The 26,771-nt window shown below is 40.5% G+C and carries 21 protein-coding genes; 12 read left to right on the forward strand and 9 right to left on the reverse strand.

The window, feature by feature from the left end:
• Window positions 1-87 precede the first annotated feature (87 nt).
• From FHS59_RS23505 to FHS59_RS02570, 9 genes are all read left to right on the forward strand, one after another.
• Window positions 88-1,101 carry a FecR family protein gene (locus tag FHS59_RS23505; protein WP_184492839.1) on the forward strand — a complete coding sequence of 338 codons (1,014 nt, stop codon included), beginning with the start codon at window positions 88-90 and terminating at the stop codon, window positions 1,099-1,101.
• Window positions 1,102-1,144: 43 nt separating this feature from the next.
• On the forward strand, window positions 1,145-4,678 hold the full coding sequence (locus FHS59_RS02535) for a SusC/RagA family TonB-linked outer membrane protein (RefSeq protein ID WP_246388266.1): 3,534 nt from the start codon (window positions 1,145-1,147) through the stop codon (window positions 4,676-4,678).
• A gap of 11 nt (window positions 4,679-4,689) precedes the next feature.
• Window positions 4,690-6,207 (forward strand): SusD/RagB family nutrient-binding outer membrane lipoprotein, encoded by a 1,518-nt coding sequence (locus FHS59_RS02540; protein WP_184492840.1) that lies wholly within the window; start codon window positions 4,690-4,692, stop codon window positions 6,205-6,207.
• A gap of 60 nt (window positions 6,208-6,267) precedes the next feature.
• On the forward strand, window positions 6,268-7,203 hold the full coding sequence (locus tag FHS59_RS02545) for an RraA family protein (protein WP_184492841.1): 936 nt from the start codon (window positions 6,268-6,270) through the stop codon (window positions 7,201-7,203).
• Between the two features lie 25 nt (window positions 7,204-7,228).
• On the forward strand, window positions 7,229-8,506 hold the full coding sequence (locus tag FHS59_RS02550) for a mandelate racemase/muconate lactonizing enzyme family protein (RefSeq protein WP_184492842.1): 1,278 nt from the start codon (window positions 7,229-7,231) through the stop codon (window positions 8,504-8,506).
• 111 nt (window positions 8,507-8,617) lie between these two features.
• The gene (locus FHS59_RS02555; RefSeq protein WP_184494466.1) at window positions 8,618-9,520 is read left to right on the forward strand and encodes an RraA family protein; all 903 of its coding nucleotides are present in this window, start codon (window positions 8,618-8,620) and stop codon (window positions 9,518-9,520) included.
• A 111-nt stretch (window positions 9,521-9,631) separates the two neighbouring features.
• Window positions 9,632-11,116 (forward strand): mandelate racemase/muconate lactonizing enzyme family protein, encoded by a 1,485-nt coding sequence (locus tag FHS59_RS02560; protein WP_184492843.1) that lies wholly within the window; start codon window positions 9,632-9,634, stop codon window positions 11,114-11,116.
• A gap of 90 nt (window positions 11,117-11,206) precedes the next feature.
• Entirely contained in the window at window positions 11,207-12,292 is a 1,086-nt protein-coding gene (locus FHS59_RS02565; RefSeq protein ID WP_221444431.1) for a bile acid:sodium symporter family protein, read from the forward strand.
• A 64-nt stretch (window positions 12,293-12,356) separates the two neighbouring features.
• Window positions 12,357-12,776 carry a nuclear transport factor 2 family protein gene (locus FHS59_RS02570; RefSeq protein ID WP_184492844.1) on the forward strand — a complete coding sequence of 140 codons (420 nt, stop codon included), beginning with the start codon at window positions 12,357-12,359 and terminating at the stop codon, window positions 12,774-12,776.
• Between the two features lie 17 nt (window positions 12,777-12,793).
• Here FHS59_RS02570 and FHS59_RS02575 read toward each other — a convergent pair whose 3' ends face one another.
• The 7 genes from FHS59_RS02575 to FHS59_RS02605 form a co-directional block, all read right to left on the reverse strand.
• Window positions 12,794-13,501, reverse strand: coding sequence for a class I SAM-dependent methyltransferase (locus FHS59_RS02575; RefSeq protein ID WP_184492845.1), 708 nt, complete (start codon window positions 13,499-13,501; stop codon window positions 12,794-12,796).
• A gap of 40 nt (window positions 13,502-13,541) precedes the next feature.
• On the reverse strand, window positions 13,542-14,408 hold the full coding sequence (locus tag FHS59_RS02580) for a cation diffusion facilitator family transporter (protein ID WP_184492846.1): 867 nt from the start codon (window positions 14,406-14,408) through the stop codon (window positions 13,542-13,544).
• Window positions 14,409-14,508: 100 nt separating this feature from the next.
• Window positions 14,509-15,816, reverse strand: a complete 1,308-nt coding sequence (locus FHS59_RS02585) for an APC family permease (RefSeq protein ID WP_184492847.1) — start codon at window positions 15,814-15,816, stop codon at window positions 14,509-14,511.
• Between the two features lie 106 nt (window positions 15,817-15,922).
• The gene (locus FHS59_RS02590; protein WP_184492848.1) at window positions 15,923-17,674 is read right to left on the reverse strand and encodes an arylsulfatase; all 1,752 of its coding nucleotides are present in this window, start codon (window positions 17,672-17,674) and stop codon (window positions 15,923-15,925) included.
• A gap of 61 nt (window positions 17,675-17,735) precedes the next feature.
• Window positions 17,736-18,869, reverse strand: coding sequence for a DEAD/DEAH box helicase (locus FHS59_RS02595; RefSeq protein WP_184492849.1), 1,134 nt, complete (start codon window positions 18,867-18,869; stop codon window positions 17,736-17,738).
• 105 nt (window positions 18,870-18,974) lie between these two features.
• Window positions 18,975-20,195 (reverse strand): multidrug effflux MFS transporter, encoded by a 1,221-nt coding sequence (locus FHS59_RS02600; protein ID WP_184494468.1) that lies wholly within the window; start codon window positions 20,193-20,195, stop codon window positions 18,975-18,977.
• Window positions 20,196-20,418: 223 nt separating this feature from the next.
• Window positions 20,419-20,859: a cupin domain-containing protein gene (locus FHS59_RS02605; RefSeq protein WP_184492850.1), complete on the reverse strand. Its 441-nt coding sequence runs from the start codon at window positions 20,857-20,859 to the stop codon at window positions 20,419-20,421.
• A 175-nt stretch (window positions 20,860-21,034) separates the two neighbouring features.
• Between FHS59_RS02605 and FHS59_RS02610 the strand changes: the two genes are divergently transcribed.
• The 3 genes from FHS59_RS02610 to FHS59_RS02620 are packed head-to-tail and all read left to right on the forward strand — an operon-like array spanning window position 21,035 to window position 25,517.
• Window positions 21,035-23,578, forward strand: coding sequence for a DUF7133 domain-containing protein (locus tag FHS59_RS02610; RefSeq protein WP_184492851.1), 2,544 nt, complete (start codon window positions 21,035-21,037; stop codon window positions 23,576-23,578).
• Between the two features lie 24 nt (window positions 23,579-23,602).
• Window positions 23,603-24,694, forward strand: coding sequence for a sugar phosphate isomerase/epimerase family protein (locus tag FHS59_RS02615; protein ID WP_184492852.1), 1,092 nt, complete (start codon window positions 23,603-23,605; stop codon window positions 24,692-24,694).
• A 34-nt stretch (window positions 24,695-24,728) separates the two neighbouring features.
• The gene (locus FHS59_RS02620) at window positions 24,729-25,517 is read left to right on the forward strand and encodes an SDR family NAD(P)-dependent oxidoreductase (protein WP_184492853.1); all 789 of its coding nucleotides are present in this window, start codon (window positions 24,729-24,731) and stop codon (window positions 25,515-25,517) included.
• Between the two features lies 1 nt (window position 25,518).
• Here FHS59_RS02620 and FHS59_RS02625 read toward each other — a convergent pair whose 3' ends face one another.
• A complete protein-coding gene (locus FHS59_RS02625) occupies window positions 25,519-26,058 on the reverse strand; it encodes a dihydrofolate reductase family protein (protein WP_184492854.1) in 540 nt (179 codons plus the stop codon).
• A 33-nt stretch (window positions 26,059-26,091) separates the two neighbouring features.
• A complete protein-coding gene (locus FHS59_RS02630) occupies window positions 26,092-26,751 on the reverse strand; it encodes an SGNH/GDSL hydrolase family protein (protein ID WP_184492855.1) in 660 nt (219 codons plus the stop codon).
• Between the last annotated feature and the right edge of the window lie 20 nt (window positions 26,752-26,771).

Genomic DNA, 26,771 nt, shown 5'->3' on the forward strand with positions numbered 1-26,771 from the left:
TTAAAACTTTTTTAAAAAAAAGTGAAAAATAATGATGAGGAATTGAACACTTAGGACTCTAATATCTGAAACCCAAATTCAGATAGTGTGAGTTACATTCATCCAGATTACGAAAAATTTACTTTAGAAGATTTTACATTTGATTCTTTTTTCAAAGAATGGGTTCTTTATCCTTCTCCGGAACAGGATGAGTTTTGGATGAGATGGATGAAATCAAATCCTGAAAAAATTCAGCTTTTAGATGAAGCCAGAGAATTGGTCCTCTCCATAGAGCGATCAAAAATTGAAATGTCCTCCAATGAACTGAAAACTGTTTGGGGCCAGATTCAAGAAAATGTTCAATTGCCAAAAAAGACTTTTGAAACCCAAAAACCAAGGAGATTTCCTTGGAGAATTGCTGCTGGGATCTTGGCGCTTTTTGTTTTGACTCTTTCAGCATATTGGATGATTACTCTTCCAAAAAAGGTGGAGTTTGTGACCAGTTATGGTGAGAAGCTTGAAATCAACCTTCCCGATAGTTCCAAAGTCATCTTAAATGCGAATTCAAAGCTCAGTTATTACGATAACTGGGAGAAGCAGACTTCCCGAGAAATCATGATCGAGGGTGAAGCTTTTTTTGATGTGGTACATAAAGTAGATCACCAGCCATTTCGAGTGTTAAGTTCCAAAGGCGTAACGATAGAGGTGTTAGGAACTGAATTCAATGTTTACAACCGATCTGAAGAAACTGAAGTGATTCTGAATTCCGGTTTGGTCACATTGAGTTTTCCTGTCGAAGATAAGGAAGGTAAAATCGTCATGGAGCCTGGTGATTTGGTAAAATTTAAAGACAATAAATTCCAAAAAGAGCGTGTGGATACCTCCCTTTATACCTCTTGGAAAGACAATATTTTAAATCTCGATCAAACCAGCCTATCGGATATGGTGAAAATGGCTAAAGAGAACTATGGAGTGATGATCGAGGTCCAAAATGAAGAAGCCTTAAATCTTACCGCTTCTGGCTCTATGCCTCTATCTGATGCAGATTCATTTTTACATCAGATCGCATTGATTTTCAATGTGGAATTAACGAAAGAAAATAACAAGTACCTGATTAAATAACCCAAAATGAGTTTTTCCCAAAATAACCTCAACCCCTTTAAACATGAAAAAGCTATTACTGTTCATGTGTATAGGCTGCTCGGTTTTGTGGCAAGCGAATGCGCAAGTCACAGACCTGATTGCGTCAGGGCAGACTATTAACACTGCTGGAAAAGCCAGCAAAACTTTTCTTGATTTGCAACAAAGCCTGAATTGGCTTGAGCAAGAGTTCCAGGTTTCTATTGCCTATCAGGATGAAATCGTGAAGGCAAAGAAGACACGAGCAAAAATGGATTCATTTGAATCTGTGGAGCAGGCATTAACTGTCCTACTCCAAGGTACTGGTCTGAAATACGATAAGGCCGGTGAAAGATTTTATATTATTTCTCAGAAAAAGCCGAGTCAGGTTCCATCTCTCAACAGCCAGGAAACGGTTTTGGTAAATTCTTTTCCAGCTTCAAACAAGATTAACGGAGGAAGCACTTTTAGTGGAATAGAAAACGCGAAAGTAGAAAAAAGAAGAGTCGAAATCGGTGGTAGAATAACCGATGAAAATGGCAGTGGATTTCCTGGAGTCAACATTCTTTTAAAAGGTACGACCACAGGAGCTGTATCTGATGCACAGGGTAATTATGTGATAAATGTTGAAAATGAAAACTCAGTATTGGTTTTCTCATTTGTCGGATATGTGGATCAGGAAATTGTGGTAGGAAATCAGTCTGTCATAAATGTTCAGATGGAAGTGGATGAAAGCAATCTGGAGGAAGTCGTAGTAACTGCTTTGGGAATTGAGAAATCAGCCAAGAGCCTTGGATACGCCACTTCCACAGTTCACTCAGATGAGCTTTCGATCAACAGAACACCAAATGTGATGAATGCCTTGCAAGGGAAAGTCGCAGGTGTAAGCATTTCGGCTTTAGGTTCCGGTCCAGGTGGTACTTCTAAAATCAGAATCAGAGGCCAGTCTTCCATTTCTGGTCAAAATAACCCATTGATTGTAGTAAATGGTGTTCCGATTGATAACACCAACTTTGGTTCGAATCCAGGAAACAATGCCTCAGATAGCAGTATCGGTGTCAGAGGAGGAGGAAATACATCAGATGGTGGTGACGGTTTGTCCAGTATAAATCCGGATGATGTGGAAACCATGACAATTTTGAAAGGTGCAGCAGCTGCGGCTTTGTATGGATCAAGAGCAAAAGATGGGGTTATCATGATCACCACTAAGAGTAAAAATGATTCCAAAGGAATTGGAGTTACTTATAACCTGAATTACACAAATGAAGCTCCTCTTGATTTTACTGATTACCAATACGAATATGGTCAGGGAGAACAAGGTGTAAGACCTACGACCCCAAATCCTACTTCTGGTCAATGGTCATTTGGTGAGAAATTCCAGCCTGGAATGACTCAAGTACTTTTTGACGGAGTAACTGTTCCTTATGAGCCTATTAGAGGTAGAGTGAAGGCATTTTTCAGAAATGGTCAAAATGTGACAAATTCCATCACTTTGGCAACTTCCAGTGATAAAGGTGGAATGAGTTTATCTTTTTCTGATCTGAATAGCAAGGGTATTGTTCCTAACAATACTTATAACAGAAAGACAATCAATTTAGGTTTTGCTTATAACCTCAGTCCTAAATTTAGCTTTAGAGGTAATTTCAATTATTCTCATGAGGATAATGAAAACCCACCTAACATTGGTCAGCAGGATAACACCATTCCAGTAGCACTTTACAACATGGCTAACTCCATGCCGCTGGATGTGCTGAGAGATAACCGCTACGATGCTAATGGAAATGAAGCTGTTTATTCAAGATTCAGAAATAGAACTAATCCATATTTCACTCTTTCTGATCAGTTCCAAAACATTAAGCGAGATAGAATTTTTGGAAATATTGCGCTGAAATATTACCTGACTGATTGGCTATTTGTGCAAGGTAGAGTTGGACAGGATTACTGGAGCAGGGACCAGGACTACAACAACTTCCCAACAGGTCAAGCTTCGAGAGCCCCAGCACCGGCAGGTTTTGTCAATGGTGTCTACACGCAAGAACAAAGACGATTTAGAGAAATCAACACAGACTTCTTAATTAATGCAAACAAGAAGTTTGGTGAATTGGGAGTGAATGTAAACTTCGGTGGTAACCACATGCAAAGAAGATCGGATTTGAACAGCGTCCAGGTGACCGACTTTGTAGTTCGAGACTTGTATACGGTTCAAAACGGCAGAGCCAAAGATCCTCTTTATGATCTAAATGAAAGAGCAGTGAATTCACTTTACGGTTCTGCAGAATTATCATTTCAGGATAAATTTTTCTTGACAGGTACTGTTCGAAATGACTGGTTCTCCACTCTTTCTAAAGAAAACCGAAGCATTTTATATCCATCTGTTTCTGCGAGCTGGGTATTCCATGAAAACCTGAATACCACCGGTTGGTTGAATTTCGGAAAAATAAGAGCAGCCTATGCTGAGGTGGGTAGTGATGCTGACGTTGGGGCTTATTCCAATGTGCTTTTCTACGGAATCAATAATAACCTATTCGGTGGTCAGCCTGTAGGAGGACCAAACGGCACCAACTTACCAAACCCGAATCTAAGACCTATGAGAATCGGTGAGGCGGAAATTGGTTTTGAATTGAGCATGTTCCAAAGCAGGGTGAGTTTAGACATGGCACTTTATAGAAAGTTGACTACCGATCAGATCGTAAGTGCACAGATTTCTGACGCCTCTGGCTTTGTCAATACTTCTATTAATAGTGGAAAGAGTGAAAACAAAGGAGTGGAAATGCTCTTGACTGTGGTTCCTGTTGAAAGCAATGATTTCACTTGGGAAGCTTCGATGAATGCTGCTTATAACATCACAGAAGTTTTGAGCTTATTGACTGACCAGCCTGGAGAAAGAATCACTGTTGGAACTCACGTTTTCAATGGTGAGCTCCGTCAGATTGTGGGAATGGAAATGGGACAGGTTGCAGGTTTCGGATACAGAAGAGATGAGCAAGGCCGTAAAATTTTCGGAGCAAATGGAATTCCATTGAGAACCCCAGATCTGGTTAATTATGGAAGTGCTTTGCCAAACTGGGTTGGAGGTTTTACAAACTCCTTTAACTACAAAGGCATCATGCTTTCATTCTTGATTGACTTTAAGTTAGGCAACATCATGCTTTCGGGAACCAACTTCAATGCTGTAAGACATGGTTTGCATAAAATGACCTTGGAAGGTAGAGAAGGTGGCGTTGTCGGAGATGGAGTAAACGAAGCCGGGGAAATCAATACCGCAGTAGCACCAGTTCAATCTTATTGGGAAGTGGTAAGATCTCAAGCTTTGGTAGAGCCTGTTATTTATGATGGAGGCTACTGGAAATTGAGGCAGATCACCTTGGGATATGATTTCACGAAACATCTGCCTGCAAATCAGCCCTTCAAATCCGTCAAACTCAATTTTGTTGCGAATAATGTACTCATGCTAAAGAAATGGGTTGATAACATAGATCCCGAATCGTTCGGATATTCTTCGGATAATTTGGTCGGTATGGAATCTACAGGCTTACCTTCTACCAGAGGGTTAGGATTTAATCTTAATGTCAAATTTTAAGCCCCAGAGACATGAAAAAGTTACTTATTAATATATCGTTTTTAGTTGCAGCAGCTTTAGTGATTTCTTGTGATAGCAATTTCGATGAGCTGAATACCAATAAAGTTTCTGCTACTTCCATAGACCCTGCATTCCAATTGAATGCTGCAATCGTGGGCTGTGCTTATCCCAATGGTAGTCTGATCTACGACATTGGAGTTGTTCAGCAGATTATTTCTCCTAACTCAGGAGTATTGACAGGAGCAAATTACAATCAGGATAATAGGAATGCCACACAGGAATTATGGCAGGGATATTATCGAAACGTCATCAAAAATACCCGTGACGTTATCAATAGGATCCAAGATCAACCTGAGAGATCCAATCTTCTTCAGATGACCAGAATCATACAGGCTTTTGCATTTATGGTTTTGACGGACGATTACGGTAGTATTCCTTATTTCGAAGGTGGTCAAGGATATTCCCAACAAGTTTATCTTCCTGTCTATGATTCTCAGGAAGCTATTTATGAGGACCTAATCAAAGAACTGACTGAAGCAACATCCGCTTTGAATCTTTCTGGAAGAGTGGAAACAGCGGATATCTTGTATGCTGGTGATTTAAATAAATGGAAAAGCTTTGGCTATTCTCTATTGCTAAGAGCAGGTATGAGATTAAGTGAAGTGGATGCCGGTAAAGCCCAACAAATTGTCCAAACGGCATTTCAGGGAGGTGTGATTTTATCCAATGATCAGAATGCAGTGATTCTGCATGATCCTAACTACACCAATACAATCGGTAACCTTCTTAATTCCACAGAAGCATCTAACTTTTATTTGACTGCTCCATTTGTGGATTATTTGCGAAGCAAAAATGACCCTCGACTTTCTGCTATCGCTATTACTTATGTAGGAGCAAAGTCAGGTCCTGAACAAACAGTTGCAAGCGGTACTTACGACGCAAGTGTACATGTTGGTATGCCAATGGGAAATGACAATGCTGGAGCTGTCAAAGCAGCTTCAGATCTTGGATTGGCCAGTTTCTACGAATTTGCTCAGGCAGATAGAAGAAGGGTTGCAAAAAACACAGCGCCAAACTTCCTCGTTACTGCCTCCCAAAATAACCTGTTGCTCGCAGAAGCCAGACATAGAGGCTGGATCACGACTGGGGATGTTGAATCCTACTATAATGCTGGCGTAAGGGCTCATATGGAGCAGTTGGGTTTCGTCGATGAAAATTCAGCAATTCCTTCCGATGAAGTTGATGCTTATCTAGCAGCGAATCCTTTTGATGCTTCCAAAGCTTTGGAACAAATCAATACGCAGTATTGGATTTCTTCTTTCATGAATGGTCCGGAAGCATTTGCAAATTTCCGTCGATCTGGATATCCAATCCTAGACACAAATCCATTCCCAGGAAAAGAAGTTGATTTTATTAATCGATTGACCTATCCGAATTCAGAAATTTCTGTCAATTCGGAAAATGTAAATGCTGCGATATCTTCGCAGGGTCCTGATAACTTAGCTACAAAAGTTTGGTGGGATAAATAAAAATAGAACCGAGTTTGGAATTTCCAAACTCGGTTTTTTTAATATTAGTTATATTCCAAAATGACAAAAACCTATATAATCCTACTAGTTCTATCATTTTTTGTGATAGAATCTTTCGCTCAGCAGATCTCTAAAGAAGAAATGCTTTTTCTTACCCAAAAATGGACCGGAGAGCGGTTTGAAGATGGTCGGCCTAAAGTATCTGATGATATACTCCGAAGAATGAAGGAGGTAACACATGATGAGGCTTGGGCTGTAATGAAAAATGAAGGCTATCGATATCAATATGCTGATGGATGGGGCTTGACCATTAATCCAGACAGTGTCTTGGTGGGAAGAGCGTTGACAGCCACATTTATGCCCGGGCGACCTGATATCCATGATGCTATCGATGAAAGAGGAAAGAAAGAGGGGAAACGTGGACAGAATTCCTGGCCTGTAGATTTATTACAGCTTGGAGATGTCTATGTAGTAGATCAATTTGGAATTCATAATGGAGGTCCTACCATTGGAGATAATGTGGGCAATGCCATTTATGCCAAGTCAGGAAACGGAATCGTCTATGATGGCGCTATCCGTGATATTGTAGGATTGAAAGAAATCGGATCATTTACCTCCTATGTTTCAAGCTATCATCCATCTCATCATAATCAACCAGGTGATTTAAATACCATGTTGATAGGCATCAATAAACCCACTAGAATTCATCAAGTAACTGTGATGGCAGGTGATGTGGTCTTGGGAAGAGATGGTGGAGTATCCTTTATTCCGGCGCATCTGGCCGAAAAAGTAGTGGTTACTTCAGAAGTGGTTCGCCTTCGCGATATGTTTGGCCATGAGCGATTGAGAGAAGGAAAATATACAGCAGGACAAATCGATACCAGATGGTCTGATGAAATTGAGAAAGATTTTTCCCAATGGTTAAATGACCATATCGATGAACTTCCAATTGCCAGAGAACAAATTCAGGAAATCTTAAAGAAAAGAACCTGGTAACCTATCAGTAAACTCAATACCTATTATGACTAACAAAAAATCTCGTAGATCATTCCTACTAAAAGGAGCTGCTCTTGGATTAACCGGAGCTGGATTAATGACCAGCTTTGGCCAAGGATTGCAAGCAGCAGTTCAAAAACAAAACAATTATTCCAACCCATCAGATTTAAAAATCACAGATGTCAAATGTGGCTTTGTCCGCGGCGCTGTGTACGTTAAAATTTATACCAACCAAGACGTTTGGGGTTGTGGCGAAGCTGTAGATGCCATTCATGGATCTTATTATCTGGTGAAAAGACTCGGCAATCAGATCAAGGGTCAAAATCCGCTCAATCCAAACCGACTTGCAGAACAATTGAGAAAGGGATCCTTTTTTGGAGGTGCTCAGTCCGGCGTTTTTGTAGCTGTTTTGACGGCGATAGAGACGGCACTTTGGGACATTACTGGGAAAGTATTTAATGTTCCGGTTTACCAACTTTTGGGAGGAAAATTCCGGGATAAAATCCGTGTGTATTGCGATACTGCACTTTATGCTACTACTAATCCAGAACCTTCGGATTATGCTGCTGCGGCAAGGGATGCAGTGGACAGGGGATATAATGCCGTGAAATTCGATGTAGATAATGGGAGAGATCCAAATAAATACGATCGGTTTAATTGGACGGCCAACCCAGCTGAAATTGACAGAATGTATAATGCCATCGCAGCGGTAAGAGAGGAAGTTGGTCCAAACATAGATATCTGTGTGGATATGCACGGCAGATATGATGCAGTAACCGGGATGAAAATGGCGAAAATGTATGAGCCTTTGAATCTGATGTGGCTCGAAGAACCAGTTCCTGCTGATAACCCGGAAGTTTATAAGCATATAACTCAGGAGACAAGCACACCGATTTGTGCTGGGGAGAATATTTATCTCGCCTATGGTTTTACAAAACTTCTTTCCGATGGAGCTTTGGACATCATCATGCCTGACTTACAAAAAGCCGGTGGCTTAGGTGAGGCTCAGCGAATTGCCAATTTGGCAAACCTCTATTATGTGCCGTTTTCACCGCATATGGTTGCCTCTTTCCTTGGAGCTATGGCTAGCTGCCATGTTTGTGCTTCAGTTCCAAATTTCCAGATTATGGAGTGGCAGATCTATATGGACAAAGATGAGATTTGGAAGGATATCGTGACTTACGATGGACCTAGGACTGAAAACAGCTTCATTACTCTTTCAGAAAAACCTGGGATAGGAGTGGAAATCAATGAGGAAGGAATGAAAAAACATGCCGTTCCTGGGATTCCATTTTTTGAATAAACAATAGAAATCAGTTACCCTAAATTTTAACCTTAAAACCCAACATTCCCTATGACTAATAAATTTTTACAAAAAGGCTTTTTATATGTCTTTGCACTTTCATCCATATTGATGCTTCCTCTTGGGAAGGTAAAAGCGCAGAATGTGGGAGCCTCACCAGAATATATCAAGGCTTTGACTTCCCAATGGACAGGAGAAAGATTTCCTGACGGAAGGCCAAAAGTCTCTGATTCCATCCTTGAGCGATTAAAAAACATATCCATAGAAGAAGCTTGGGGAGTTTTGCGGAATAAAGGATATCAGAATCAATACGAAGGTGACTGGCAAATAATGCTTCCGGATGAGGCGATGACCGGTAGAGTTGTTACCGCCCAATACATGCCATTGAGACCTGATTTGGAAAAACAGGTGAAGGATCAAGGAGTCGAAAATGAAGGAAGATCTCCAAAAGGTGGGACGAATTCCTGGCCGATCGATATTCTAACAAATGGTGATGTTTATGTGGCGGATGGCTATGGAAAAATTGCTGACGGTACGCTCATAGGAGATAATTTGGGGAATGCTATCTACGCAAAATCCCAAAGAGGAGTAGTTTTCAATGGCTCAGTTCGAGACCAGGAAGGTCTATCTGAAATTGAAGGATTTAATGCCTGGATGAAAGGTCAAGATCCATCTTACATTCAACAAATGATGTTGACCTCCATTAACGCTCCAATCAGAATCGGTCGCGCTACTGTTCTTCCTGGAGATGTGGTGTTGGCTAAAAAGTATGGAGTGATATTCATTCCTGCCTATTTGGTGGAGGACTTGGTGTTGACTTCTGAAGTTACTGGCCTGAGAGATGAGTTTGGTCATCAGAGACTTCGGGAAGGAAAATACCTTGCAGGACAAATCGACAGTCAATGGACAGAGGAAATCAAGAAGGACTTTTTGGATTGGTTGAATAACTATCCTGGTAAACTCCCAATGACCAAAGAAGAACTGGATAACTATCTGAAGGAGAGAAATTATTAAACTTTTACGAGTGAATCTGGGAAAGTGAAAATGCCTTGTCCAGACTCATTTTTGCTGGTTAAAAGCTAACTGGCCTTCAATCATATTGATCTAACATTAACCCGGAATACCATGAAAAATACCTTAAAAGACATTATTGAAAAAAATAAAATCAGAGAGCAGCAATATGTTGCTCAGCGCCAAGCCGAGATTGATAATCCTTTGACAAAAGACAATCGAAGAGATTTTTTGAAGAAAACTGCACTGGGGGGTCTGAGTCTCTCAGCTTTGATGGGACTGAGTATTGAAGATACCATGGCTGAAACCACCAAAAATGTTCGAAGGGCTTCAGCTCCTTCAGATCTTAAGATTACGGATTTGAGATATGCCCATACTGCTGTGATGGGTGGTACGGCCATTCTTAGAATAGATACCAATCAAGGGATTTATGGGTTAGGGGAAGTAAGAGATGGAGCGGATCCAAAATATGCCTTGATGCTGAAGAGCCGTATTTTAGGTGAGAATCCATGTAACGTGGAAAAAATCTTCAAAATCATTAAGCAGTTTGGTGGCCAGTCCCGTCAGGCGGGAGGAGTTTGCGGGGTAGAAATGGCCCTGTGGGATCTTTGCGGGAAAGCATATAATGTTCCTGCTTGGCAATTGCTTGGAGGAAGATATCGGGATTCGGTAAGATTATATGCAGATACTCCTGAGGCAAGCTCTCCAGAAGAGCAGATGAAACTCATCAAATATAGAACTGAAGAGCAAGGATATACTTGGCTGAAAATGGATGTTTCCATTGGGGAAATCATGGATATTCCAGGCTGCATTGTCAATCCTGAGATTTTTAAAATGGGCAAAAGTCAATGGCAAGGTGGATACATGTCCTATGCAAATACTGCTCACCCATTCACTGGAGTTCAAATTACTGAAAAAGGACTGGATGAACTTGCCAAGATTGTAGACCACGTGAGAGGAATGGTTGGATATGAGATTCCACTTTCCACAGACCATTATGGACATTTTGATTTGAACAACTGTATCAGACTAGGTCAGGCTTTGGATAAATATAGACTAGCCTGGCTTGAGGATATGGTACCTTGGCAAATGTGGGAGCAGCATAAAACCATTACCACTGCACTTAATACTCCAACCACGACTGGCGAGGATATTTACTTGCTTCAGTATTTCAAAGATTTGATCGATAACCATGCAGTGGATATTGTGCATCCAGACTTGGCATCTTCTGGTGGTCTTTTGGAAACAAAACGTATTGCTGACTATGCTGAAGAAAAAGGAATTTCCATGGCCATGCATCAAGCGGGTACTCCGGTTTCATTTATGGCAAATGTTCATTGCGCTGCGGCAACTCAGAATTTCTTGGCACTGGAACATCACTCTGTCGATGTCCCATGGTGGGAAGATCTGGTGACTATGACTGGTGGAGGAAAAATGATTGATAAAGGATATGCTCCTGTACCGCTGGATGCTCCTGGATTAGGAATCGAGTTGAATGAAGAGGTAGTGAAAGCTCATCTTCATCCTTCTGACAATTCTTATTTTGCACCAACTGACATGTGGAATGACAAGCGTTCACATGACAGAACCTACAGTTAAAATCAGGATTATTTAAAAAGAAATATCTGAGAGCTTGTGAATTGGCAAGCTTTCAGATTAAATTTCAATACCACCCAAAATACCAGCATTTTGAACCCTAAAATCACCAAAGCACTCTCAATCCTTTCCCTTGTTTTACTTCTTGCGGCTATTGCAACCAGCATATTTTCTGGTATCGAAAATGCAAGCTTTTTATGGATCGGATTTTTCTTTATCTGCGCCATATCATTTTTAGGCAATCCCAATTTAAGAGGGTACGCTTTTTCGATGATAATATTTGGTTCAGTGGCAATTGCCCTCTATTTCCCGCAATATTTCATTGAGTACAATGGGTTTAAATTCAGTGCACTCATCGTTCCATTGATACAAGTGATCATGTTTGGAATGGGAACTTCCATGAGCGTCAAAGATTTTCTTGGAGTGGTTAAAATGCCCAAAGGTGTTTTGATTGGAGTTCTCTGCCAGTTTTCTATTATGCCTTTTATTGGATATACACTTGCGAAAATCAGTGGATTTCCACCGGAAATTGCCGCAGGAATGATTCTGATTGGCTGCTCCCCAAGTGGAATGGCATCTAATGTGATGAGTTATTTGGCGAAGGCAAATTTGGCTCTCTCTATTACAGTAACCTCTGTAACCACCTTGATGGCACCTTTTGTTACGCCTTACCTGATGGGTTGGTTAGCGGGAGAATTTGTAGCGATTGACGTGGTGGATATGATGTTTAGTATTGTGAAAATGGTCATCATTCCGATTGGAGCTGGTTTGATTTTTAATTATTTCCTACGTGGGAAAGCGAAATGGTTGGATGATTTAATGCCGATTATCTCTATGGCCGCCATTGCACTTATTCTGGTAGTAATCGTGGCAGCAGGAAGAGATAGTTTGTTGGACATTGGTCCTTTGCTGATTTTGATGGTGGTTTTTCACAATCTTGCCGGCTATATGTTGGGATATTGGGCAAGCCGTTTGTTTAGATTGGATGAAAAAGATTGTAGAACAATTGCGATTGAAGTTGGGATGCAAAACGGAGGTCTCGCTTCCGGGATTGCCAAAGAAATGGGGAAAATTGCGACCGTCGGCCTTGCTCCTGCGGTCTTTGGTCCATTCATGAATGTGTCAGGGTCTATTTTGGCCTCCTATTGGCACAAAAAGCCTATTAAAGATGAAGGCTAAATCAAGGTATAACCCTTTAAAAATTCACAGAAATTTCTATTCCATTTTACTCCAGATCAATACAATGAAAACCCTACTAACTCTCGCTTTTTTTATTGGTAGTTTTTGCACTTTCGCACAAACTGAAAAAGACCTAGAAAATCAGGTTGAAAAACTTAGGCTCGCTTTAATTGATCCTACTGAAGCAGCTTTAAAAGAGCTAAGTTCTACTTCGCTTACCTATGGTCATTCCAGTGGTGCGTTAGAAAATCAAGATCAATTTATTGAAGCACTTGTTTCTGGCAAATCAGATTTTGCTTCTGTTTCTTTTGAAGATCAGAAGATTATGGTAGAAAAAAATATTGGAATTGTTCGCCATTATTTAGTGGCGGATGTGGTAGAAGGAGATAAAGTGAATCCTATCAAAATCGGTGTGATGCTAGTTTGGCAAAAGGAAAAAGGAAGTTGGAAGCTTCTCGCCAGACAAGCCTACAAGCTTCCTTAAAAGATTGGATTTTATTCTTATTTAATTCCGCCAAAAGCGCCGAAGCACATGTTTTTGTGGAGGATCTCTGTGCTGCTAAATCCTACTTTTTTCATCAGTTCCAATTGATAACTCATGGATCTTGGAGAGTCCTCCTTGTCCACATAATCCAAGACTTTTTGGCGATATTCTTTGCCGCCGATGTCTTCCAAATAGTCTCCATAGCGCTCCCAAGTATAAGCATCAAGGATCGGGTTTTCCTGTGTGATCAAATCTGAAATCATCAAACAACCCCCTGGTTTTAATAAATGATAAAGCTTAGTAAATGTCTGCTCCCAATCTTCATCATCTCTCAAATGATGCAAAACAGCTCCCGCTAAAATGATGTCAAAGCCATGATCTTCCAATTTTGCCTCGCGAATATCTTGTTGAACTGTTCTGATTTTACCAGTGGTTGCCTTACTTACTCGCTCCTCTGCTTTTTGTAACATAGGCAGACTTAAATCCACCAAAGTGCAGTGTAGATTGGGAAGTTTTGAAAGCATTTTGATGGTGTAATTTCCTGCTCCGCACCCCACATCTAAAAGTTGGGTTGCATTTGGAGTGATTCTTTTTGCGGCTTCAGTGATGAGTTCCAAAGATATTTGAGCATCAATGGTCGAGATTTGCCCGGTTTCGATGTTGGAGAATCTTTCTACATCATTGTCAAATCGAGCTCGTATTTCGTCAACAGAGGATTTTTTCATAGGTATTGGGAATATTGAGAGATTTAAAAATAGAAATCTCTTAGTAAGGTTCAATATGTATCAGTAAATGTCCGATCTCAGGCATTTCTTTTTGTAAACGATCTTTCAAAACATGGGAAATATCATGCCCTTCTCGCACTGTAAGGTGACCTTCCACCAAAGCATGTAGGTCGACGTGGTAGTCCATTCCGGCTTTTCTGACAAAGCATTTTTCAGTGCCTTTGACACCTTTTACCTGAATGGCAATTTTCCGGATTTCTTCAATCATATCCTCATGATTGTTTTCATCCATGACCTCAGCTAAAGCAGGCCTGAAGATTTTGTAACAATTGTAAACGATGAAAACAACAGCAACCAAAGCCGCATAATCGTCAGCAACTTCGTAACCTTCACCTAAATACAAAGCCATGGAGATACCGATAAATGCAGCGACGGAAGTGATCGCATCGCTACGGTGGTGCCAGGCTTCCGCTTTGAGTGAGTCAGAATTTATTTTTTTACTTCTTCGAATGACTATCTGATAAGATGCTTCTTTCCAAATAATAATTCCTGCCAGAACCCAGAGGGTAAAACTTTTTGGAAGCTCGTGTGGAATCCTGATATGTTGAATAGCCTGATAGGCAATGGTGGCTGCAGAAAGGATCAAAAACGCCACTACCAAAAAAGTAATCAGGGGTTCTGCTTTACCGTGACCATAGGGATGATTTTCATCGGCAGGTCGATGGGCGTATCGTAGACCCACTAAAACCAATATAGAAGCAAAAATATCCACGACAGATTCGATTCCGTCAGCGATCAGCGCATAAGAATTACCAAAAATCCCAGCCAGGAACTTGATAGTGGCCAAAGCCACATTTCCCAGCATGCTGAAAATTACGGTTCTTACTGCGATATTCTGGTTGGACATTTTATTTTAAAAGAGATGCTCGGAATCCAGTTTATAAAAAGGATAACCGATTTTGCAAAGGTCTGGGTTTCCTTTTACCCAAGAAACTTTAGTCCAATATTTATTCTACTTTTTGGCCTCTTTTTCCAAGCCAATATAATCCTGTTCCAATTAAAATTAGGACTGCAGTAAGCCAAACCGAAGTCCAACTTACCTGAATCATTAGCCAAAGGCAGGCAGCAATTCCTAAAATCGGAATCAAATATCCCCCTCTTAAAATAAATGGACTGTCTTTTTTGAATCGAGGTCGTAATACTGGAATGGCAGCACAGCTCATGATAAATAAGAATAGTCTAGACAGTACCGTCATGGCAGCCAAAAAAGTGAACGTACCAAATGCCGACAATGTAAATGCTGAAACTCCAAAAAACAAGATGGAATTAGCAGGTGTCAGAAACTTCTCATTAACGTTTCCAAACCATTCTGGAAGTGACTTTTCCAATGATAAAGCATAGGTAATTCTCGTGGCGGAAAACATTGAACCAATCAAGTTTGCAATCACAGATGTGGCTACTCCTATCATCAAAATTACTGCCCCTGTATTCCCGAATAGGGCAGAGGAAGCATCCAAAAGAGGAGTGCTGCTTCCGGCAAGATTTGGGACTGCTGCCTGAGAAACAAGCTGAATCAGCATATACAATACAGCTACAATCACTAATCCAAGAATCAAACCGAGAGGCATGTCTCGTTCTGGTCTTTTCGCTTCACCAGCAGGGACCACAGCGCCTTCGAAACCGACAAAAGCATAAATCAATAACAATGCTGCAGCACCTAAACTCGAACTTTCCGGTAATGGGCTGTCAAAAACAGGAATTACTGAAGGTCCAAGAAGAATAAATCCTCCAAAGATCAATCCTACCAAGACGGTAAATTTGATAATGGTGAATAAGGTCATGGACCGGATGGATTCGGAAGAACCTAAAATATTGATCAAACTGAGTCCCCCGCAGGTTAGGGCGATGGTTACAAGTCTTCCAAATCCCTCTCCCGCGAATGGAACAAAATAGGCAATGCTGTCTGTCAATAAGACCGTATTGGCCGCAAAAGAAATGAGTCTTGCCAAATAATAAAGCCAGCCTCCCTGAAAACCAACAAAGGATCCAAATGCCAATTTACCATAACGAATTGGTCCACCAGTTCCTCTGAAATAACTTCCAAGTTCTGCGAAACACAATATGACTGGCAGCATCAATAAGGCACAAAAGGCATAAATGAAAACGCTGTATTCCCCAGCTAATCTAGCAGCACCGGAAGGGAGACCAAAAATTCCTGCACCAATCAGCCCGTTGACTACAAGCATCCAAACTCCCCAAAGCCCTAAGTTTCTTGGTAATTTTTCTTGAATTTCCGGACTTGATGGATTGGGCATGTACTATTATATTTTGGTCTTTTTCAGGTAAAAAGATAAGCTAATAAACGAATCTATTAAACTTGATTTATAGATAGCATTGAATTTTATGATGAAAGGCAAGCGGTTATTTCTTTATTACCTCCACCCAAAATGGGAAAATCTCTTTTCCATTGACTCGGTAAAAAGGGATCAATTGAGTTTCCATTTCAAAAAGTTCTATTCCATTCATTTCGATCATATCCACCTCGTCTTCAGAACTGTTAGTCTTTGAATTGACAATTGTGCCTGTTTCCAAAAACATAGTACCTTTTGCCGGTACCGGCTTCACAAATTTGAATCTGAAATCATAAGTTCCTGCAGCCAATTTCACGTCCCAAAACCCATAGATTTCTTCCTGAGCCCAGATTCCTCTTTCGCCAGCAGCATCATTTCTGTTTAAAAATGTTGGATTTTCGGCTCCATATCCGATTTGAATTTTGGGTTGATCGATTAAATTCTTTTCCTCAATCAGCTCATTGTAAAGCTGGTCCATTTCCTCTTTCAGTTCTTGCCCTTTTTCTTTTTCTTCGGAAATCAAATTCCTTTGCTCAAAGGGATCTTCCTGAAGATTAAATAATTGAAAGTCTTCAATTTCTGCATCATAATCTGTTTTTCCGACCAGTTTCCATCCGGAATTTTGAATAGAAATATTGGTGTATTTCTCAGGATATTTTCGATTCCAGTAGGTGAAATAGCTTCGATTTTTAAAATTACTTTCATCCCCATTGATTAAAGGCAATAAGCTCTTACCATCGATTTTTCGATCATTAGGCAGATCTATTCCCATCAAATCTGCAATTGTCGGAAGAATATCCAAATGTGCAGTCAGTGCATTTATTTGTTGATTCTTGGAGAATTTTTCTGGAAAATGAATAAGCAATGGAGCTCTAACTCCACCTTGATACACATTTCCTTTTAAACCTCGAAGGCCGGCTACATAGCGCTGCTGTTGAGGACCATTATCTGTCAGGAAAATGACCACCGTATTATCATCAATCCCTAATTCATCTAGTTTAGAAAAGAGTTTTTTCAGGTTATCATCGATGTTTTCCACCATCGAATAGACCTTTCTTGCATCCTCTTTCTGGGACTCATTCATTGGATAAAATGGTTTTTCATCCTTCCCAAAACCTTCTATAGGATCTAGATCTTTATACTTCTGATAATATTCATCTGGAACCTGAAGAGGCGTGTGAGGCGCATTGAAAGAGAGATAAGTGAAAAATGGAACATCCTTATTTTTCTCAATAAACTTGATGGCTTCTCCAGCAAAAATATCGGAGCAATATCCTGCATATGATTCTTGCTTGTTATTGTGCCAAAGGACCGGATCAAAATAGCTTCGGTCTCCCTGATAGTAGGTGGTGAAATCTCCGACTTGGCCCATTCCACCTGATAGATGGATCAATGATTCGTCAAAACCCTGATCACTTGGACGCATAGGGAAATTGTCTCCCAAATGCCATTTTCCGAAAATCCCGGTCGTATAATTCTTTTCTTTTAGAAGCTCAGCAATGGTTATTTCATCGGTAGCCATCATAGCTCCTCCGTTGTAGGTATCTCTAATTCCAGTCCGCAAAGAATAACGCCCAGTCATCAAGCTGGATCGGGTGGGGGCACAAACCGGCGAAACATAAAAGTTGGTAAACTCAATGCTTTCTTGGGCTAATTTATCGATCGTAGGAGTGGAGATATGTGGATTTCCGGTAAAGCCAAAATCACCGTATCCTTGATCGTCAGTGATGATCAAAATGATATTTGGAAGTCTTTGAGCTGAAGAAAATTGAATTGCTCCGAGAAAAGTAAATAAAAAGAGGACGTTTTTAGAAAGAGTCATTTTACATGCAACCTGAATCAGGTATAAGATCTCTAAATAAAAAGGAATTTCAAATTCTCGTTTAAAGATCTAAATCATCTGTGCTTCTCAACTGCACGTGTTTTTTCATCTTTTTCTGGATGATTTTGAAATGGTGTAAATCTTCTTCGGTGATCAGGGAAATCGCTTCTCCCGTAGCTCCGGCACGGCCTGTTCGGCCGATTCGATGCACATAGTCTTTTGGAGATCGTGGAAGTTCAAAGTTGATTACTAGTGGTAAAAACTGAATGTCAATTCCTCTTCCAGCTAAGTCTGTGGCTACTAAAACTCGGGTTTTTCCCGATTTAAATTTTGCCAAGGCTTCAGTTCTTGCACCTTGGCTTTTATCACCATGAAAGGCAACTGCGTCAATGCCGTTTTTTACCAATTTCTGAGTGACATTGTTGGCTGTGCGAATGGAAGATGTGAAAACCAAGATCTGAGTCCAATCTCCGGAATTGATGATATGTCTCAAAAGAGGACCTTTTTTCTCTGGAGTTATCCGGTAGGCATATTGATCAATGAGATCAACCTCTACCTCAGCCGGCTTGACAGAAATCCTTTTTGGATCCTTCAAAAGTTTTGAAATCAATTCCTCCAAGGTTTCATCCATGGTCGCTGAGAACAAAATGGTTTGTCGCTTTTTAGGAATCTCAGCTAGAATTTGATTGACTTCTTCTCTAAATCCCATGTTTAAAACCTTGTCCATCTCATCCATGACAAGAATTTCAACTTGGTTTAATGAAAGTGCATTTTTCGAAAGTAAATCTAAAAGCCTTCCTGGAGTGCCGATCAAGATGTCAGTTCCGTTCATTTTCCTCATCTGAGGATTGATGGAAACACCTCCGAAAACTGCTACTGTTTTGACCCTTCTGCTTAAAAATCTAGAGAAATTGTCAGCTACTTGAGCCACTTGAGAGGCAAGTTCCCTAGTCGGAACCAACACCAATACTGGGACATTTCTGCTTTTGTTTTCTTTCTTTCCTTGAAGTATCTGAAGTATAGGTAAAATAAAAGAAGCAGTTTTTCCGGAGCCCGTGGGAGCAATTCCAAGTAAATCTTTTCCTTCTAAAAATGCGGGAATTGCCTCAATTTGGATTGGATAGGGGCTTTGATAGTTTGCTTTTTCGATTGCAGTCAAAAGCAGCTGATTCAATCCAAGTTTAGCGAAGGTCATAGAATTCAATTTTCACAAAGGTAAGGAGTTCTCTGAATTGAAAAGTAAAATTGAGTTCTTGAACAGCTCAAAGAAAGAAAAGCTGACATCAGGGAAAGAGGATAATTAAGCAATCGCCTCTTTATTATAAACTTTACTGATTGTTCCGCTGATGTTTTGATCCAGTTTCAAAACCAAAAATCCGGCTACGGCACAGGCTGCCATTCCGAAAACCATCGGCAAGGATGTCCCGTCATGGAAAAAGCTAACTCCGGCAGATGCCAATCCACCAAATGCCATTCTCATACTTCCCAAAATGGCAGAAGCACTGCCGGCATTTCTTGAAAAAGGTGCTAAAGAAAGGGCAGCTGTATTTGGGCCATTGAGGCCATGGGCAGTAAGAAATACAAACATCAAGACTAATAGCATTTCTAATCCCAGCCATTGAAAATAGATCCCACATACTAAAATAATCCCTACCAAAACCTGATAATGCATGGAGAAATTAATGATTTGCTGACTTGTAAATCGTTTCAGCAATAAATGATTCAGTTGAGTAGATCCAATCATTGCAAAAGCAAGAATGGCGAAAATCCAACCGTATTGGGCTTCAGAAACTCCATAAATATTCATAAACACGTCTGAAGATCCTGCGATATAAGCAAAGGGAGCCGCACCGGCCAGACCACCTACGGACATGTAAACTAGAAATTGGCGATTTTGAAGAACTTGGATGTAATTCTTCCAAACTTGATTTGGTTTTAAGGAAACCAATTTATCCGGATCAGCACCATCAGGCAAAACCCAAATTACTGCAATCCAAATGATCACCGTAAGGAAAGCCAACACGATAAAGACCCAATGCCAGTGGTAATAGGCAGTTACAAAGCCACCAAGAGTAGGGGCAATCATAGGTGAAACTGCAATGACCAAAGTCAATAATGCTAAGGCTTGGGCTGTTTTGGTCACAGGGAAAATATCTCGAACCATTGCCTGAGCAGCTACCATTCCGGCACAACCACCAACAGCTTGAAGAAAACGCATGATGATCAAGTTTTCAACCGTTCCGGACATGGCACAGCCGATGGAGGCTAGAACATAAATTCCAAGACCTACATAAAGAGGTTTCTTTCTGCCGTATTTATCAAGCAAGGGGCCATAAAACAATTGTCCAATCGCAATCCCTACCAAATAGGCGGTTAATGACAACTGAACATTTGCAATGGAAGTATCCAGATCTTTGGCCATAGCCGGAAACCCCGGTAAGTACATGTCTATTGAAAATGGACTGATTGTACAAAGAGCTCCAAGGACCAGGACAATTTTGAAATATTCCTTTTTTGATATCTGCTTCACCAACGAAAAATAAATTTTAGCTCCTACTGATTATTGATACCGAACAGGCAAATTGTTTATTGAGTTCGCAAAATTCAGTTATTTATTTTAGCAATAAAACAAGACTGTTGTCTAAATTTTGAAAATCAAACAATTAATTATCAGGATTTAAGGAGCCGTTTTGAATTCCTAATCTAGATTCGGTTAAAATCGAAAACTGGAATAGATATTTTTTTTAATTTTTATCCAGGACCTTGGTTATAGTCATTCCTTCTGTACCAGCATAAAATACAATGATCTCAGCTGGAACATCTCCATGGTTTACTCCATAATGAACTGTGTTGACTACTTCTATGATGGGATCTCCGGCTTTCATCTGTAACTGATTTCCGAATTCATCTTCAACAAACAATTCTCCTTTCAATAAAACCCCGGCGTTGATTACCGGATGTATATGTTTGGGCAAAGAAGATCCTGGAGGTATTGTAATCTTTAAAATTGAGATTTTTGGTTTGCCTTCAGGATATGCGGGAATCGGCGTACCATTCCAGCTTTCTTCTGAAATAATTAAAACCTCAGATTCATTTTTTTCGAGGTTTTTGGTGGTGATAAAATAGGTGCTGATCGCAGTAAAGACGACTAAAAATAAGGTGAAAAGAGGCTTAAAAGTTATCATTTGATTTCTCGAAGTTTAGGGATGGTACTCACAGTTTTTATAAAAATAATCAGACCACTTGATAAAATGGCCTTGTGAATCAATCAAATAAGTGTCAAATTAGAAAGCTTGCCATTTTTTCTAGTTTGATTTATTCTTCTGGGGACTTGGTAGCTCATTGACCCAAAATAAACCTATGTCCATTAGCCGATTCTTAGGCATTCATCTTTTGATGCTGGCGGGATTTTCCTGTGCCAGCCCCGAATCAAAAGATCCGAATGCTATTTCTCCCCCACATTCGCCCGAAGAGGAACTCAAAACTTTTCAATTAGATCCAAACTTTGAAATCCAGTTAGTAGCTGCTGAACCGATGGTTCAGGAACCAGTTGCGGTTCAATTTGATGAGCAAGGAAGACTTTGGGTGGTGGAAATGAGAGGTTATATGATGGATATCGATGGGAGTAATGAGGATGAGCCGATAGGAAGAATATCCATTTTGGAAGATACAGATGGGGATGGAGAGATGGATCAATCCACTATTTATCTCGACAGCTTGGTGATGCCTAGGTCCATTGGGCTTTTTGAAGGCGGAGCATTAGTTGCAGAAAGAAATTCACTCTGGGTAACCAAAGATCTTGATGGAGACTTAAAAGCAGATTCAAAAGTATTGCTGGATTCTACTTATTCTAGTAATGGGGTAGTGGAGCACACTGATAACGGGTTTGTGAGAAATGTCGACAACTGGTATTACAGTGCCAAATCCAGACTTCGGTATAAAATGCAGGGGGATGAATGGATCCGTGATAGTACAGAATTCCGTGGGCAATGGGGGATTTCACAGGATGATAAAGGAAGATTGATTTACAATTATAATTGGTCGCAGTTACATGGTGACCTCGTTCCGGCAAATTACCTTTTCAGAAACCCAAATCATACGCCATCCACAGGGATTGATTATGGGCTGACCATTGATAGGAGAATCTATCCAATAAGATCTAACCTCGCGATCAATCGAGGTTATATTCCCGGTACTTTGGATGAAAATGGTCGCCTTCTGGAATTCACATCTGCTTGTTCCCCTATAGTTTATCGAAGCACATTATTTCCGCAGGAATATGCAGGGAATATTTTCGTCATGGAAAATGCAGGTAACCTTGTCAAAAGAAATGTCATTACAGAAAATGGAATTTACCTTTCTGCCGAAGATCCGAATCCTGGAAAGGAGTTTTTAGCATCGACGGATGAGCGTTTTAGGCCTGTTCATGGGACAATAGGTCCAGATGGAGCATTTTATGTGGTGGATATGTACCATGGAATCGTCCAACATATTGACTATATGACTGAGTATCTTAAGGAGCAAACTTTGGAGAGAAAGCTGGATGCGCCAGTTCATATGGGAAGAATTTGGAGAATCGTTCCGAAGGATTCTTCTCCAAAACCCATAGAGAAACTAGGCTCCAAATCCAGTGAGGAACTGCTCCCATTTTTATCTCATCCAGATGGATGGTATCGGGATAATGCTCAAAGACTTTTGGTAGAGCGAATGGATGTTTCCGTGGTTCCGAATCTTAAGGAGATTGTGTTGAATTCTCCTTCGGAATTAGGAGCTTTTCATGCGATTTGGACCCTGGAAGGAATGGGGCAAGCGGATGCTGATTTTTTAATTAATGCGCTGGAGAGTCATTCCGAATTAGTGCAAAGTGCTGCATTAAGGATTTTGGATGACAAGGCAGAAATTGACCCTGAAGTAAAAAATCGACTGGCTAAAGCTATGTTAGAACTTGCCGAGAATGCTCAGGAAAATTTGACCTTACAGCTAGCTTTAAGTTCTTATGCACTTCCTCAGGAAGAGTCACAGACTATCTTGACCTCAGTTTTAAAAGAACATGGAAATGACGCTTTGATTCGTGATGCAGTCATGAGCAGTTTACAGGATCATGAATTTGAATTTCTACAGGCCCTTTGGCAAAATGATAACTGGGGAGGAAATCAATCGTATCAGGAAATCGTCCTTGAGATGCTCACAGCTGCAATTGTAAAAAAAGCAGATGGCAATGAAATTAAGCAACTTTTGGCATTGGTAGACAGTCAAGAGTTCGGATGGAAGGAACAAGCGGTTTTATCTTCTCTGGCGATTCAATCAGGGAATTTACCTGAAAAGGGAATGGTGAAATTTGCTTCAGAACCATCGATTTTCCAAAGAGCGGATATTCCTTTGGAATCAAGCCGTGTCGAAATGCTCAAAAGCATTTTCTCCTGGCCTGGTTTTGACCCGAAGGTGGTTGAAGCTTCTTCTAATTCCTTGGATGCTGATGCCATGAAGCAATTTGCCGATGGAAGACAAAAGTTTTTGACGAGTTGCGCAAGTTGTCATGGAGCAAATGGAAAAGGAGCTAATCGTATGGGGCCACCGTTGGTGAATTCAGATTGGGTTTTGGGAAATGAAAAAAGACTTACCTTGATTTTGCTTCATGGGTTGGAAGGGCCTATTGAAGTGGACGGGAAGAAGTATGATGCCCCGGAAATATTACCAGTGATGCCAGCACATTCCACGATGGATGACGCCAGTATTGCTGCAATTCTTACCTATATCCGAAACGAATGGGGGAATCAGGCGACTCCAGTGTCTAGACGAACTGTGGGAGGGATGCGCGTTTTGACACAAGGAAGAGTGTACCCTTGGTCAGCAGAGGAGTTAAATAAGCATATTGAAAATTTAGAAACGACTAAGCCCGAATAATCACAAACCTTACCCAATTAACCTATGAAAAATCAACCAAGCATTTCAACTTTTGGGAGAAGGGAATTTCTCCAAAAAGCAAGTTTAGGAGTTTTGGCCATGAATTTCCCACTGCCGAATATTCCGGATTATTTGTCCGGAGTTCCCATGGGAATTGTGGTTCATTCTTATGGTGCAAGATGGAATTCAAAAGTACAAAGTTCAGCTTACCCGGCTTTTCAAAATGCGATTGATTTAATTAATCATTGTAAGAATATACGAGCTGGTGGTGTTCAAGTAGGAGTAAACGGTTGGGCAAGTGACTTTGCGAAGCAAGTGCGGGATGTAAGAGAAAAAAGTGGGTTGTATTTAGAAGGAAGCATCAGTTTGCCGAAGTCAGCGGATCAGGTTCCAAAATTTGAAAAGGAAGTTTTAGCGGCCAAAGAAGCAGGGGCAGAGGTATTGAGAACCGTTTGTTTGAATGGGAGACGATATGAAAACTTTCACTCTGAGCAGGAATTTTTAAACTTCAAAGCCGGCGCTTTGGTAGCCTTAGCTTTGGCGGAGCCCATCGTCAGAAAGCATCAAATGAAATTGGCTGTAGAAAATCACAAAGACTGGAAAGCGGCTGAACTTGCTGAAATCATCAAGAATCTGGGAAGTGAGTGGGTAGGAGTGACGGTGGATTTTGGAAATAATATGGCTTTGCTGGAGGATCCGATGACTGTGATTGAAACTTTGGCCCCGATGGCATTTTCTACTCATGTGAAAGATATGGCTGTAAAGGAATACGATCAGGGCTTTTTGCTATCCGAGGTTCCTCTTGGCGCTGGAATCGTGGATATCAAAGCAGGCGTGGAGCTTTGCAAAAAGTATAATCCTAAAATCAATTTCAGTTTGGAGATGATCACTCGAGATCCTTTAGAAATTCCCGTGATGAAAGCCGACTATTGGAGTACTTTTCCGAATACCAAAGCCTCGGAACTTGCTAGAACTTTAAGGGTAGTAAAAGAGTCTGAGCCGGAAAATGGACTTCCGAAAGTTACAGGATTAAGTGAAGAGGAACGTTTGGCCTTTGAAGAGAAAAATGTGATTTCCTGTCTGGAATACAGCGAAAAAAGACTAGGATTAGGTTAAAATTAAATGCGAATTGAAACAATAAATAACGATAATGAATACAATCAGCGAATTACCAGGAATTAAACTTTTTGATCTTACAGGAAAAGCAGCCATCATTACCGGTGGTTCAAAGGGCCTCGGTCAAGCCATGGCTGCCGGACTGGCAAGTGCAGGCGCTAATGTCATGCTGGTCAGTAGAACTCTGGAAGAAGGAGAGGCTGCCGCCAAAGAAATTGCGGATGCTTTTGGAGTGAAGGCAGTAGCTTTTCAGGCTGATGTAGTCAATGAAAGTCAGACCATTGCTATGGCAAAAGCAGCGATGGATGCCTTTGGAAGAATTGATATTTTAATAAACTCTGCAGGCATCAATATACGTGGTGCGATAGATGAGTTAACACTGGATGATTTTCAAAAAGTAATGGATATCAATGTTACTGGAACTTGGCTTTGTAGCAGGGCAGTGACTCCTTACATGAAAGCTGCGAAAAGTGGTAGCATTATTAATTTGGCTAGTACGCTGGGTTTGGTGGGATTATCGAATCGGACTCCTTATACTTCCAGCAAAGGTGCCATTGTGCAGATGACAAGAGCATTGGGATTGGAGTTTGCCCCATTTAATATCAATGTAAATGCGATTTGCCCAGGACCTTTTTTGACGGAAATGAACCTGCCAATTGCAGATACAGAAGAAGGAAAGAAATTCGTCGTTGGCGCTACTGCTTTAGGACGCTGGGGTGAATTGAAAGAAATTCAGGGCGCAGCTATTTTTCTGGCTTCGGATGCAGGGAAATATATGGTAGGCTCCATGGTGACTGTTGACGGAGGCTGGACAGCGAGATAGTTTACCTAGATCTGACGAAATGATTTTGCACGACTTTGTCTAAAAAGCGGGTGGATTTGATGCATTCAAAGACCAGCTGCTTTGGCAAATCTCCAAACATCGGGATTCCAGATCCCAATAAAACCGGAATTGTCGTGATGATCATTTCGTCGATTAGATCTTCTTTTAGAAAGGTTTGGATGACTTTTCCTCCATCGATATACAATTTATAAAAGCCTTTACCATGAATTTCATTTAGGACTTCGTCTAAAGTTCCGCTAATTAGGAATGCTTTGTCTTTAAATTTTTCCGGCATTTCTTCCATTGAATTGCTCCAGACAAAAACCTGTTTTTTATAAAACCATTCTCCGTCAAAACCTTCCACGATTTTAAAAGTATTTCTTCCCATCAAAATCGCGTCAACCCCTGATGTGAAATCATGAAATCCAGTGTCGATATGATCAATTTCAGGAAAGGTGGAAAGCCAGTCCAATTCGTCATTTTTTCCTGCGATAAAACCGTCTAAAGAATTGGCGATAAAAACACTGTTTTTCTTTTCCATGGAGTTTGATTTTTGAAGGAATTTCGAAGTTATTTAAAAATCTTCTAATTCATCTTTGAGAAATTCATACACGATTTTGCCCAGTTCCTTGTATCCCTCGGGAGTGTAGTGAACATCCGTTTCCCCCAAGCCTAATTTGGAATGTATTTTTTTAGAAGGTGGATAGAGATCGTTGATAAGCACACCATGTTTTTTCATAATGGATTTTGCCACTTTATTGTATCTCTGGGCATCTTTTGCAAATCTCCCTGCCTCTTTTTTGGGAACATAAGTCGTGGTCGCAAATATCAATTTCGCATCTGTTTTCTTTTGGATAAAAGTGACCAAAGAATCGAGATTTTGTTCGTATTCCTCAAGGCTAGAAGTGATTTTGCCATTTACTTTATCGCGGTTTCCATATTCTTTCGAGTCTGGATGTCGATAGGCTAAATCCCACAATCCCCAATTGAATTGAATGATATCCCAATCTTCTTCTCCGATCCATTCTTCAATTTTTTGAATTCCCGTTCCAGTATGCTCAGCATTTCCGGGATTATGATAAATGATTGCCTGATCAGAAAAATATTCCTGCACAAAGGGTGTGTAACCAATGGAAATTGAATCACCAATAATGAGGATTTTTAGTTTGTCCTGATTGAATGAGGTGCCAAATCCAAGAAGAAAAAGAATAGAAAGTGTAATAGATTTTATCATCTCATTTTATAAGTAGAATG

This window comes from Algoriphagus iocasae (assembly GCF_014206875.1).
GTDB classification, from domain to species: Bacteria; Bacteroidota; Bacteroidia; order Cytophagales; family Cyclobacteriaceae; genus Algoriphagus; species Algoriphagus iocasae.